Raw genomic sequence first — 12,017 nt, 5'->3', positions numbered from 1 at the left:
TATGCTTTCAGGAAAGAATTCAATGAGGATTGACGTATAGGTCTCTTCGTATATTAAAATAATCTTATTGTTTGGATAAAGGTACTGATCGGTTCCTGTTTTTGAAAGAAATTTTTTTCGGGCGTCGCATTTGACCCGAAGATTGCCGTCTTTGCACCCTTCGCATAAAAAAGAATCCTGCCATTTTTGTACATAATCAACACTCAAAACAATGAACAACAAGGAAACAGTAAAAAAGGTCGTGGACGCTTTTTTGGCCGCAGACCTGGAAACGGCTTTGTCATATATGACAGAAGATGTAAAAATGGGGTGGCCGGGTTTTTTTAACCTGGCGCCGGGAAAAGATGCCATCAGGGAATTCTTTAAATCAGTTCCTGAAATGACTTCCAGCGGAATTGAGGACATTATTGAAGAAGGGAATAAAGTTGCAGCTACCGGTTCGGTGACCAGCAAAGAAAAGGACGGCAGTCTTAAAAACAGTTATTTCTGCGATGTGTATGAGCTTGAAAACGGCAAGGTAAGAGAAATAAAGAGCTATATGGTTTTTGAGCAGCCAAAAGAAAAATAGGTTCCCGGAATACAGGCGCGGCAGGCGCCACCGGCAAACTGGCATGATTCTGTACTGTTTTCGGATATGCCTGCCAACCCAAAAATTGGATACCATGTTTCCCACGAGCAGTTCCGGCCCGGTGAATTGCTTGATTATGCCTTATTTGCCGCAAGGGCCGGATTTCACACGGCCCTTTCTTCTGATCATTTCTGCCCCTGGAGCAGGAAGCAGGGCCAGTCAGGCTTCGCCTGGACCTGGCTCGGTGCGGCTTTCCAGGCCACCTCATTGAATTTCGGTATCGTTAATGCGCCCGGTCAGCGTTACCACCCGGCTATTATCGCACAGGCGGCGGCCACGTTATGCGAGATGTATCCCGGAAGGTTTTGGCTCGGACAGGGGAGCGGGCAGGCGCTGAACGAATCAATTACGGGCGAAAAATGGCCGGGCAAGGCCATCCGTAACGACCGGCTGAAGGAATGCGTGGACATTATCAGGGCTTTGTGGGCCGGTGAAACCGTCACCTGGGACGGTCTCGTAAAAGTGGAAGAAGCCAGGCTATACACGCTTCCCGAAAAAATCCCCCCGGTTATCGGCGCCGCCATTACCCCGGAAACGGCGCGCTGGATGGGGGGCTGGGCTGACGGGCTGATTACTATCTCTCAGCCAATGGATCAGCTGGAAAAGGTAGTAGAGGCTTTCCAGGAAGGCGGAGGAGCCGGAAAACCGATGTTTTTAAAAGTACAGCTTTCCTATGACAGCAATGATGAAAAGGCGCGATATGGGGCGTTTTCGCAATGGAAGTCCAATATTTTCAACAGTAGCATGCTAAGCGAGCTGCGGTTTCCCTGGCAATTCGAACAGGCGGCAAAATTTATAAAGCCTGCGGACCTGGACCGTTATGTCCACATTTCCGCTGAACCGGGAGTGCATGCGGAATGGATTGAGCGTTACGCGCAGCTGGGCTTTGAACTCATTATTCTTCATAATGTAAATACCGAACAGGAGCAATTCATTGAAGTGTTCGGAGATAAGGTTTTACCCATTTTTAAACCGTAACAGTATGGCCAGCAACTGGTATAAGAATGCGATCATCTATTCCCTGGACGTTAAAACTTTTATGGATTCCAATGGCGATGGAGAAGGCGACTTCAGAGGGCTTGAACACAGGCTGGACTACCTGGCCGGTCTGGGGATCACCTGCATCTGGCTGCAGCCCTTTTATCCTTCTCCTCAAAAAGATAACGGATATGATATCTCTGATTACTATAGCGTGGACCCCGACCTTGGAAACCTCGGGAGCTTCGTTGAATTCGTGGATAAGGCGGGGGACAGAGGCATCCGGGTACTGGTTGACCTGGTGGTAAACCATACGTCCAACCAGCATCCCTGGTTTCTTCGGGCCCGCGAAGACAAAAATTGCAAATACAGGAACTATTATATATGGCTGGAAAACGAGCCGCGCCAATCCAGCCCGGATACTGTTTTCGGCAAAGAGCAGGGAGGTAACTGGGAATATGATGAGATGGCCCAGGCCTGGTATTACCATACTTTTTACCGTCACCAGCCGGATCTTAATATGACCAACCCCGACGTGCAGGAAGAGATCAGGTGGATCATGCGTTTCTGGCTCAAGTTAGGCGTTGCCGGCTTCCGGATGGACGCTGTTCCACATATGCTGCGGGAAAAAGGGAAAGAAAAATTCGGGCATGACCCGCATAATCTTCTCCGGGAATGGCGGAATTTCGTGGAAGAACAAAGGAAAGACGCCCTCTTGCTGGCCGAAGTAGATACCGAGCCGGAACATTACCGCGATTTTTTCGGAGAGGCAGACCAGATGCATATGCTGTTTAACTTTTACCTGGATAATTTCCTTTTCCTGGCATTTGCACGGGAGGAGGCGGGGCCGGTGATCAAAGCATTGAAGAAACTACCCCGTCCGGGAGGCTGGGAACAGTTTGCCACGTTCCTTCGGAATCATGATGAACTGGACCTGGAACGTTTGAAGAAAAAAGAAAGGGAGGAGGTTTACGCGGCCTTCGCCCCGGAAGAAAACATGCGGATCTATAACAGGGGGATAAGACGCCGGCTGCCGCCCATGTTTAAAAACGACAGGCAGCGCCTGGAGCTTGCCTACAGCTTATTGTTTTCATTGCCGGGTACGCCTGTTTTCCGTTACGGCGATGAGATTGGTATGGGGGATGATCTTAGTCTCAAGGAACGAAATAGCGTACGTACAGTTATGCAATGGTCTGAGGAAGAAAACGGCGGGTTTTCCAGGGCAAGCCCGGAGCAGCTGGTGATGCCCGTTATCCGCGAAGGTGAGTATGGCTACCAGGTCTTAAATGTACACCGCCAGATGCGCGAAACGAATTCCTTCCTGGACTGGATAAAGCGGGCTATTAGCGTGCGTAAAGAATGCATTGAATTCGGAAGGGGCGAATATGAGATAATCCCTTCCGGCGATCCCGCGGTAATGATTCATTGCTGCAGATGGAAAGAAGGGTTTTCGCTGGCCGTTCACAATTTCTCTTCCCGGGAATGCGATATTGTGCTTGAAGGAAAATCGCTGGCAGACAAAGAAATAATTCACCTGATCGATGTTTTCGGGGATAAGGTGTACGAAGCCTTTGACCCGGGGTCCAGAAGGATCCACCTCAATAAATATGGATACCGTTGGTTCCGTTACAGCTCATTCTTATCCTAAATTATTCTTAAATGAAGCGTACGAAAACAAATCACTTATGGTGGCATAAAGGGATCATTTACCAGGTTTACCCAAGGTCGTTCATGGACACGGATAATGACGGGATCGGCGATCTGCAGGGCGTCCTTCGCAAGCTGGATTATCTGCAGGAGCTGGGTATCAGGGCGGTATGGTTATCCCCGGTGTACCCTTCGCCGATGGCAGATTTCGGCTACGATATTTCCGATTATAAAGACATTCATCCGCTGTTCGGCACCATGAAAGATTTCGACCAGCTCCTGGAACAGATTCACGCGAAAGATATGAAGCTGATCATGGACCTGGTGCCTAACCATACTTCCGAAGAACACCCCTGGTTTACAGAGTCCCGGTCCTCGCGGGATAATTCGAAAAGGGATTGGTACCTTTGGTACGACCCGGCTCCCGGGGAGGGCCTCCTAACAACTGGCTGAGTGCTTTCGGCGGTTCCGGCTGGGAATGGGATGAGTCCACAGGACAATACTATTTTCATTCCTATCTGAAGGAACAGCCAGACCTGAACTGGAGGAACCCGCAAGTTCAGAAGGAAATGCACGATACGATGCGTTTCTGGCTGGACAAAGGAGTGGACGGGTTCCGCGTAGATGTTATGTGGCATATGATCAAGGATAAGCGCCTCAGGAACAACCCGCCTAACCCCGCTTTTACCAAGGGAATGTCGCCCTATATGCGTTTCCTGCCTACCTATTCGGTGGACCAGCCTGAAGTGCATGATATTGTTGCCGGCATGCGCAAGGTAACCAATGAGTACCAGGAACGCGTACTCATCGGAGAGATATACCTGCCGGTAAAATCGCTCGTCACGTATTACGGCGATAATAATGAAGAGGCGCATTTGCCCTTTAATTTTCAGCTGATCACGCTTCCCTGGGATGCGAGGGAAATTGCGGCCGCTATTGACCAGTACGAAGGCGCGCTGCCGGAAGGCGCCTGGCCCAACTGGGTACTTGGAAATCATGATAAACACCGGATCGCTACCCGCGTGGGCGCTAAGCAGGCAAAAATAGCTGCAATGCTGCTGCTGACCCTGCGCGGCACCCCAACCATGTATTATGGAGATGAGCTGGGCATGAAAAACGTCTTTATTCCCCGGAAGAAGATCCAGGACCCGCATGAAAAGAATATTCCCGGCCTGGGACTGGGACGGGATCCTGAAAGAACCCCAATGCAATGGAATGCGGAAGACCATGCCGGCTTTACCAATGGTACACCCTGGCTGCCCCTGGGAAGGAATTACCAAAAAGTTAATGTAAGCGTTCAGTTGGAAGACGAAGATTCCATGCTTCGCTTTTATAAAAGGCTTATCAAACTCCGGAATACAACACCCGCTTTAAACGCAGGTAATTTCCGGCCCCTGGAAGCAGAGGGAAACATACTTGCCTATATCCGGCGGCAAGGAAAACAAAAGTGGCTGGTTGCCCTTAACCTGGGTTCCAGGCGGCAATCCCTGGAGATAAACGATATAGAAGTTAACGGGAAAGTAGCGCTAGGCACACACCCGGATAAAGAAGGTGCGGAAGTATCGAATAAGATCACTCTAAGAGGGAATGAAGGCATCCTGGTTAATTGCCAGGATCATTAGGTGTGAATACCGCCCGCAGGCAGCGCATCACCCTTTTATGATCCCGGGGTTTGCCCTGCCGAAGCCTGATCCTTGATAGCGGGTATTTCACCTGATTCCAGGTACTGCTTGAAATTGCGGATATCTTCCCTGATCAGATCCTCCAAAACTGGGTTCAGAAGCCTGGCCACACCCTCACCCAGGTTCCCGGCCGGCGGGCGATAGCTGATGCGTACCTCTACTTCCGTTCCGCGCTCGCCGGGAGCATCTGTGAAGGTCACCTCTCCGGCGTTTTCAATCGTTGAGCCGGGCAGGGAGCGCCAGGCGATCAGAGAGCCTTCTTCATCCCGGATTATCTCTGCGTCCCAGCTGATACTGCCGGGGGCGCCGGGGAATTTTGCCGTCCAACGCGAATGCCTTTCATCGGTTGCTTCCACCTTTTCCAGGTGAGTCATAAAGCGGGGGAGATTTTCAAGTTTTCGCCAGAAAGTATAGACAGCTTCCCTCGGCCTGTTCACAGTAAGAAAGCTGTTGATCTCAATAAGCGCAGCGCGTTTTCCGTGCAGGTTAGTGCCCTGTCCGCCCCTTATCCCCATGCTGGACGAGAGTGGACAGTTCCCGGAGGCTCCGCGATAGAGCAGGTAGCCGCCGGCCCCCAAAATGGCCGCATACTTAAAAAAACCTTTGCTTCGGAGAGCGCTGCATAAAAGGCCCATCCCCATTCCTATAGAGGCCATTCGCTCCAGCTTTCCCACGTTAATTACATTGGTTCCGCCAACCGGCGGATTCGCTTGAAAGGTATTTTCCATGATCATTGTTTTCCTTTCTCTTATTCCAAAACCTTGCTGCTTTTGCTTTTAAGCGGCTGGGCGGGCGGAAAGGGTTCGCGCAGGTTGTGGCGGGGTATTTACGCAGGTTTTGACGGGATATTTATGAAACAGTTGTGTAGAAAATGTCTCAGCGAAAAGCAGGTCCGGCGGCGCAAGGAGGGGGCACCATTTTTGTCGTTTTTGATGAGGTTATCAGAAGCTATCACTAAAACCGTAGCTAATGGCAAAGAAACCATCTTCAGCAGGGGCTGGAAAAAACAAAGAAGGACAAGACAAAGAAGCGGAAAAGGATCTTTCCGTGTCCTATAACGAATTCAAGGAATACGAAGGCCGGCTTTATACGGGGATGAAGATTGGCCGGGGACATAAATGGCATTATGACCAGGGAGTATGGAAAGAAACCAAATTAACCCCGGACATGTGGAAAATGTCCTTTGGTGTAACCAAACGGCGGGCAGGCAAAGCCCCTAAAGGCTCGGGTGTACCCGTTGGGACCGAATACCATTGGTATATCCTCGCGCACCAGCATGTACGGAAGCTGGATGCGAACAGCTATACCACTGCTATGACAGGGCTTAAATACAAGCTGGCCCATAAACGGGCGGATAAGGATAAATGGAGCGTAAGTGAAAAAGGACAGCGAAACCGGTTGATCCGCTTGCTGCGTAAATTAATAGAACAGCTTGAAATGGAACCGGAAGAGTTGGAAAAGGAGAAGGCAGCGGTAAAGGAAAAGGCTAAAAAAACAAGCGCCAAACCGAAAAAGAAAAGGGAACCGGCCGAAGTTTTTTAAAACCACCGAAACAGGAATTGTAAACTTAAAGTATAACCATTATGTCGTCGAAAGGATCAACCATCACTACTGACCATACCACTATCAGGGAATGGGCCGAAAAAAGAGGCGGAAAACCAGCGCATGTGAAAAGCACGGGCCAGGATGACGCTCCCGGCCTTTTAAGGATCGATTTTCCTGATGGAAAAGAGGAGGCGCTGGAACAGATCTCCTGGGAGGAATTTTTCGAAAAGTTCGAGGAGAAAAACCTTGCCTTTCTTTATCAGGAAGAAGGGGCCGGAGGAGGGGAAAGCCGATTTAATAAATTGATAGACCGGGATTCAGCGGACGAATAAAGCAATTTCCGCGGCTAATTTACAACGCGCTATTGCCCGCTATTGCCCGAATCATGGTGTTGCAGCGTTACTTCTGGAATGCATCGCTCATTACTGCCCCGGTTTCTTGTGTTCCCGGAATTCCGGCCCCCGGGTGTCTACGCGTTCCAGGCCCGTTACGGCGGGTCCTGTCAGGACGTCACCCTGCGGGCTGAAACGGGAACCGTGGCAGGGGCAATCCCAGCTGGTTTCTGCCGGGTTCCACTGAACAAAACATTTGGCATGCGGGCAAACCGGGCTCAGAGCCATGATTTCACCCGCGGCATTTTTGTACATCGCCAGCTTTTTGTCCTGGTAGTTGACGATCGTAGCTTCTCCGCGGTCCAGTTCCGCCAGGTTTTGCAGCTCTCCCGTAACGATCCTGTCCGTGATAAAGTGTTTTATTACCTGCGCGTTTTCCTTCAGGAAATTTTTAAAGCCGGCCACCGGCTTTACCCGCCCCGGCCGGAACAGTTCTTCATAGGGGCTGCTTCCTTGTATAATAAGATCTGAAATGATTTTTCCTGACAGGCTGCCGAAAGTGATGCCGTTTCCGCCAAAGCCGGTGGCGACGTAGACAGGCCCGGTTCTGCCGGGCAGGCGCCCGATATAGGGAAGCCCGTCAGCGGGAACATAATATTGCGCCGACCATTTGAAATCAACCGAACGTATTCCGAAATGAGTTCTCGCATAATTTTCGAGGCGGAGAAAGGACTGACCGGGATCAGCACCTTCACCCGTTTTATGATCCTCCCCGCCAAGGATCAGGTAATTTTTTCCGTCTGTTTGCTGCGTTCTTAAGTAATGATAAGGGGATTGGAGATCGTATACAAGGCTTTCAGGGTACTGATCTTCCTCCTGCAGCTGCATTCCCAGCACATAACTCCTGTAAGGCGCGCAGTAAAAATGAAGCAGGTTTACACCCGGAGGAATGTGAGTTGCATAAACTACTTCCCTGGCCCGCAATGGGGCTTTTTCCGTTAACAGCAGGTAAGGACTGTCATCTCCTTCGATATCAGTAACCCGCTGTTCTTCCATAATAAGCCCGCCCGCTTCTATAAACTTTGCCGCAAGGCCATATATGTATTTCATTGGATGGAATTGCGCCTGCTGGGGAAAAGAAAGGCATTTTTCGAAAGGAACGTTCAGCGAGGTATCCGTTGGCATAGTAACCGGGATGCCTGCCTCCAGAGATGCTTCCGCCATCTTTTCCAGCTCCCTGGTCTCTTCGGCATTGCCCGAAAAAACAATGCCTTCCCGGAACAGGAAATCACAGGATATTTCCAGGCGGGCGACCAGCTCGTAAACCATTGCCACGGTTTCTTTCAGGGCGGTTGCGGTGAGGCGCGTATTTTCTTTGCCGAACTTTTTCTCCAGGGCATGAAAGGAAGTATCAATATAGGTATTCAGGTGGGCGGTAGTTCCGGAGGTGGTCCCGTATCCCAATGTGCGTGCCTCCAGGAGAACACATTTTTTGCCGGCTTCCTGAAGGAGGAAGGCCGTAGTTAAACCAGTAATGCCACTTCCGATGACCGCCACATCAAAAACGTCGTTTTTGCCGGGGACCGTCGGCGGTAACACGGGGCTTTCCAGCGTTTGCCAGATACTCTTGGTTGAAGAATCTCTTTCCATAATATCTAATTATGTTGTCGTGGTCCCGGGCGGCGTTATTTTTCCGCCGGAATAATGGAAATTTCTCCATCCCGTTCCAGGATGGCATATTTGATCTCTTCCATTTTGGTGAGGCCGAACCGTAAGCGGGCTGCTTCCAGGATGTCCTCTTCGTCAACACCAGACTTTTTCATTCGTATTTTCAGCGGCTTGCCATTTTCCACGATGATCAGCGGACTGCCCTCGATCATTCTTGCCAGCAGGCTGAACTTATCTTTTAACTTTGATAATATAAGGTCAACGCCTACCAGGACCACGATAAGGACCAGGGCATTGGTCATGGAATAATCCTCGCCAAGCAGGGCCTGCTGGGTAACCTCGCCGATCACCAAAAGCAAGACAAAATCGAAAGTCGTTATCTGGGAAAGGCTGCGCTTTCCAAGTATCCTGAACAATACCAGGAGAAAGATGTAAATAACAACGCCTCTGATTAAGGGGTTCATGTGTTCAGGGATAAATAATATGGGTTAAGGGGAAGGCCTGCTGGTTCACCGTCCAGGTTCCTTCGATAAGGCCGGATCTTTCAGGACAAGCAAAGAAATGGATGGTTAGTGACTGGTTATTTCCAGTATCAAAGGAATAAACAATAGCATCGCCCTCGATTTTGCTTTCATAGCTTTCCGGAAATACCGTTTCCAGTTTGAAACCGGACAGGTAGGTGATAGGAATCCGGATATTCGCGATGCGGGGGCCGCCCTCTAAATGAATGGTTGTTTTCATCTGGCCCTGGTACCTTGAAAACCGTTCGTATTCCAGCGTGATATTCTCTTTCGCCGACATAACCTTGCTTACCGGCCCGTTACCGAAGAAGCCCAGTCCGATCAGCAGCGTAACTGCCAAAATCACTACCCAGCATACTTTTTGTATTTTAAAGGCGGTTCGCTGTAAAGGCAGGTTTTCTTTAACCTGCGGAAGGGACTTTACGGGTTCTATTTTGTCTTCTTCCTGCATATGCCAGCTTTTAACCGTTAACAATTTCTCCGCCGTTCGGATGGAGTACCTGCCCGGTCATATAACTCGCATCCTCAGAAGCCAGGAAAACATAGCAGGGCGCTACTTCTTCCGGCTGTCCGGGGCGTTTTAGCGGAACATCGGAACCGAATTCCGCCACGTGTTCCGCCGGGAAGCTGGCCGGGATCAGTGGTGTCCATATGGGGCCGGGAGCCACGCCGTTTACGCGTATCTTCTTTTCGGCCAGTGCGGACGCGAGCGAACGGGTGAAGGATACAATGGCCCCTTGGTAGCCGCATAATCGATCAGATGGGCGCTTCCCCGGTAGGCGGTTACCGACGTTGTATTAATAATGCTGCTTCCCGCTTTCAGGTACTTCAGCACGGCTTTGCTTAAGTAGAAATGAGCAAAGATATTGATCGCGAACGTTTGCTCCAACTGGCTGGAGGTGATATCTTCCAGGCTTTTTTGAGGAAACTGGACAGCTGCGTTATTTACCAGGATGTCAATGCCTCCGAGTTCCCGCACAGCAGTAGCTGCCACCTCCCTGCAATGGGCTTCCTTGCTGAGGTCCCCGGGTACCAGGATACAGGTCCTGCTGAATTTTTCAACGGCTGCTCTTGTTTCTTCCGCGTCCTTTTGTTCGTCCAGGTAGGCGATGCAGATATCGGCGCCTTCCCTTGCAAAGGCCACCGCTACGGCGCGTCCGATCCCGCTGTCGCCTCCTGTAATAATGGCTTTTTTCCCTTCAAGCCTGCCGGCAAAGGTTTTGGGTCCGCCTTCGTATTCCGGGCGGGGGATCATCTCCGACTCAAGACCCGGCTGTCTTGCCTGGTGTTGCGGAGGCTGCAGCGGCTTTTTTTCTTCTGATTTTTGCATAGTCGTGCATTAATTTTATTCACCGCCCACGCGCTCTTGCAGGAAGCGGCGTATTTCGCCGGGAAGTTCAGCTTCTACGTCGCTTAACTCTCCCGCGGAGACATACTTGCCCAGGGAGATAAGGACCTTTTCCACCAGCGTGCTGGTAGGTTCATTCCAGTCAAAATTAACTTCTCCTTCTTCACGCTGTTTGTTCTCTACCTCCCCCGTAAATTCTTCCATCGTTTTTATCCTTTCCCGATCAGCGGAAAGCTTCCATTGATCCACATAGATCGCCTTGAGGAACATGGGGAACTGGGCGATCAGGTTCAGGGACTGTCCTACGCTGATATGCTCACGGAGGGTATGCAGAACAGCCCGAAGCAGCCTCCCTGCCTGGGCGCGATCCTGCTCCCCGGGGTGGTTGAGCATTTCGCCGAGTTCGTGCATGAACAGGTTGCCTTCCTGTGCGTACTTATCAAAATTCAGCGCCTGGTTTGTTGTCATGAGTACCTCGCTTTCTGTTTGTTTTGAGAAATTTATGCATATCTCATAAACGCCGCTACCTTGCCTCCCTCCGGCATCTTTTCTTTTTTCAGCACATGCACATTGCCATTGGCCAGGTAGGCCTGGACCGCTCCCTGGTTAACAAGGCAGTCAGTAGCTATACCGAAGTTTTCCCGGAAGCTCGCCTGCCCGGTTTCCGGGTTAAACACGCCCCTTATGTGAAGGCCCGCATCCACGAAGAGGTCGGAAACCTTCCCGTAAAAGCAGGCAGCGAATACTTTGAAAGGATCAGTAGAAGAAAGGGAAGTGGCAGAATGATTATAATAGTTTTTTAACGCGTTTTCCGTATCCTCTTCGAAATAGGGCTGCAGTACCGGGAGGACTTTTTCAAACAGGTCGCTGGTATTCTCGTGTTCGTGATTCCCCGGGAGGCTCATTGCCGCCACATGCGGGTAGCGGGATTCCTGCCTGTACCGGGTGATCATTCCTTCGGCTCCCGCCAGCAGCAGCGGCGCCTTTTCTGCGGCAAGCACCTCAGTCATCAGCGTCTGATCCACTTCTTTCAGGTACAGCGCAATGTATTCGTCTTCGTCCGCCAGGCCTGCACCGTGCCCGTGGAAGGCGGCTTTCCCTTTGTTGCCACCGCGGCGGAAGGTTTGCTGCCCGCCTTTTTCTTCGAAATGGATGACGTCATCGATTCCGTTCGGAAGGCCCTTCACCTCCATTTCCCCTATTCCAAACCGGTTGCCGCGGAAAAAGCGGGCATTCCCTTTACTAAGCACCAGGAAGAAAAAAGGCTTGGGTTTCAGCAGCGGGAACAGGGGAATCACATGAAAATGGGGGCCGACAAAAACTTCGCTGTTTACCTTGTCAGGCATTTTTACAGCGAAGAAAAAATCTTTTCCCATAAAAACGCCTAAACTCTGCTGCTGGTTCCGCCAGAAATCGTCATCCTCCAACAGGTCTGCGCCTGCCTGGACCAAAGGGGCTATTTCGCCCTTTTTCATTCCATGTTCATCCAGCTTTTTCCGCGTTTCCTGGAGCAGGCTCTTGAATAATTGCGCGTCCTGAAGCTCGTTCACTTCCACCCCTGATCGATGCGTGGGAATATAGATGGAAATGGCCGGCGAAGACCGGAAAGTGGCCAGTTTTGTAAAGTCGGTTGCTGATAAAGGTTGCATAAACAACCTGGTCCCATAA

13 protein-coding genes and 1 pseudogene are annotated in these 12,017 nt (G+C 50.7%); 7 read left to right on the top strand and 7 right to left on the bottom strand.

Annotation, left to right across the window (positions count from 1 at the left end; genetic code table 11):
- The first annotated feature begins 211 nt into the window (after positions 1-211).
- The 5 genes from FRZ59_RS17275 (at position 212) to FRZ59_RS19575 (ending at position 4,875) form a co-directional block, all read left to right on the top strand.
- Positions 212-568, top strand: a complete 357-nt coding sequence (locus FRZ59_RS17275) for a nuclear transport factor 2 family protein (protein ID WP_132129691.1) — start codon at positions 212-214, stop codon at positions 566-568.
- A 66-nt stretch (positions 569-634) separates the two neighbouring features.
- Positions 635-1,606, top strand: coding sequence for a TIGR03885 family FMN-dependent LLM class oxidoreductase (locus FRZ59_RS17270; RefSeq protein WP_132129690.1), 972 nt, complete (start codon positions 635-637; stop codon positions 1,604-1,606).
- A 4-nt stretch (positions 1,607-1,610) separates the two neighbouring features.
- Positions 1,611-3,254: an alpha-amylase family protein gene (locus FRZ59_RS17265; RefSeq protein ID WP_132129689.1), complete on the top strand. Its 1,644-nt coding sequence runs from the start codon at positions 1,611-1,613 to the stop codon at positions 3,252-3,254.
- An 11-nt stretch (positions 3,255-3,265) separates the two neighbouring features.
- Complete coding sequence (locus FRZ59_RS19580) at positions 3,266-3,706, top strand: alpha-amylase family glycosyl hydrolase (protein WP_262713140.1); 441 nt, start codon at positions 3,266-3,268, stop codon at positions 3,704-3,706.
- On the top strand, positions 3,652-4,875 hold the full coding sequence (locus FRZ59_RS19575) for an alpha-amylase family glycosyl hydrolase (protein WP_262713139.1): 1,224 nt from the start codon (positions 3,652-3,654) through the stop codon (positions 4,873-4,875). The genes FRZ59_RS19580 and FRZ59_RS19575 overlap by 55 nt, the downstream gene beginning before the upstream one ends.
- Positions 4,876-4,910: 35 nt before the next feature.
- On the opposite strand, the gene FRZ59_RS17255 is transcribed toward FRZ59_RS19575, so the two are convergent.
- A complete protein-coding gene (locus tag FRZ59_RS17255) occupies positions 4,911-5,663 on the bottom strand; it encodes an SRPBCC family protein (protein ID WP_158640664.1) in 753 nt (250 codons plus the stop codon).
- Between the two features lie 241 nt (positions 5,664-5,904).
- On the opposite strand from FRZ59_RS17255, the gene FRZ59_RS17250 reads away from it, so the two are divergent.
- Both FRZ59_RS17250 and FRZ59_RS17245 read left to right on the top strand, forming a co-directional pair.
- Positions 5,905-6,477, top strand: coding sequence for a hypothetical protein (locus tag FRZ59_RS17250; RefSeq protein WP_192901584.1), 573 nt, complete (start codon positions 5,905-5,907; stop codon positions 6,475-6,477).
- Between the two features lie 41 nt (positions 6,478-6,518).
- Positions 6,519-6,812: a hypothetical protein gene (locus FRZ59_RS17245; protein WP_132129686.1), complete on the top strand. Its 294-nt coding sequence runs from the start codon at positions 6,519-6,521 to the stop codon at positions 6,810-6,812.
- Positions 6,813-6,902: 90 nt separating this feature from the next.
- Here FRZ59_RS17245 and FRZ59_RS17240 read toward each other — a convergent pair whose 3' ends face one another.
- The 6 genes and pseudogenes from FRZ59_RS17240 to FRZ59_RS17215 form a co-directional block, all read right to left on the bottom strand.
- Entirely contained in the window at positions 6,903-8,462 is a 1,560-nt protein-coding gene (locus tag FRZ59_RS17240; protein ID WP_132129685.1) for an FAD-dependent oxidoreductase, read from the bottom strand.
- 35 nt (positions 8,463-8,497) lie between these two features.
- Positions 8,498-8,944 carry a DUF421 domain-containing protein gene (locus FRZ59_RS17235; RefSeq protein WP_132129684.1) on the bottom strand — a complete coding sequence of 149 codons (447 nt, stop codon included), beginning with the start codon at positions 8,942-8,944 and terminating at the stop codon, positions 8,498-8,500.
- A gap of 4 nt (positions 8,945-8,948) precedes the next feature.
- A complete protein-coding gene (locus tag FRZ59_RS17230; protein WP_132129683.1) occupies positions 8,949-9,452 on the bottom strand; it encodes a hypothetical protein in 504 nt (167 codons plus the stop codon).
- Positions 9,453-9,462: 10 nt separating this feature from the next.
- A pseudogene (locus FRZ59_RS17225) lies at positions 9,463-10,256 on the bottom strand (SDR family oxidoreductase).
- 90 nt (positions 10,257-10,346) lie between these two features.
- The gene (locus FRZ59_RS17220) at positions 10,347-10,817 is read right to left on the bottom strand and encodes a DUF2267 domain-containing protein (RefSeq protein WP_132129681.1); all 471 of its coding nucleotides are present in this window, start codon (positions 10,815-10,817) and stop codon (positions 10,347-10,349) included.
- Positions 10,818-10,849: 32 nt separating this feature from the next.
- Entirely contained in the window at positions 10,850-11,998 is a 1,149-nt protein-coding gene (locus tag FRZ59_RS17215; protein ID WP_132129680.1) for a baeRF7 domain-containing protein, read from the bottom strand.
- Positions 11,999-12,017: the final 19 nt, after the last annotated feature.

Origin of the sequence: Anseongella ginsenosidimutans (genome assembly GCF_008033235.1) — a bacterium.
In the GTDB taxonomy this organism is placed as follows: domain Bacteria; phylum Bacteroidota; class Bacteroidia; order Sphingobacteriales; family Sphingobacteriaceae; genus Anseongella; species Anseongella ginsenosidimutans.
The sequence above is the reverse complement of the archived record's forward strand: the minus strand, read 5'-3'. Positions and strand labels throughout refer to the sequence as shown.